This is a genomic window from Flammeovirga sp. OC4 (assembly GCF_000812565.1).
Lineage (GTDB): Bacteria > Bacteroidota > Bacteroidia > Cytophagales > Flammeovirgaceae > Flammeovirga.
Genome location: NZ_JTAM01000199.1, coordinates 1 through 464, shown reverse-complemented (window position 1 = coordinate 464; position 464 = coordinate 1). Strand labels below are relative to the sequence as shown.

Annotated in this window: 1 protein-coding gene; it reads right to left on the bottom strand. The window is 42.2% G+C overall.

Annotated features, from left to right (window positions below):
* A partial coding sequence (locus tag PL77_RS32210) for a hypothetical protein (protein ID WP_044213792.1) occupies positions 1-464 on the bottom strand: 464 nt, incomplete at both ends.

Sequence of the window (464 nt, the reverse complement as noted above, 5' to 3'; positions counted from 1 at the left end):
TTATTGCCCCAATTCTTTGAGATCACGCTTTTGGCACCATCTTTTTTGAAGGCTCTCACTTTGCGAAGAATCACATTGTGATTGGAAGAGAGGTTGACTTTGATTCCTGTTTCCTCCGTCCATTTTTCAGAGGCTTCCAATACTACTTCACGAAAATGCTCCGGATTGTGACAGCTTTCCGAAAGGTGCAAATGAAGTTTTTCCTTCTGATCATTGAGGAGCAACTGCAACCATCGGCAAGTGGCTCTGTACTCCAGTTCTCTATCTTGATCAATAGAAGAAACCTGCTTGTACGTGACCTGTTTGGTTTCACGGTCGAGTATCTCTTTTTCAATTACATAACTTTCAAATATCTCATCGTCCCGTTTGGACAATGGAGGAAGCATATTGAGGAGCTTTAAAATATCGCTGTCTTTTCGGCGATCTGTCTTTTGTTCCTCATCCTTCCGCTGTTTTCTGTGAAG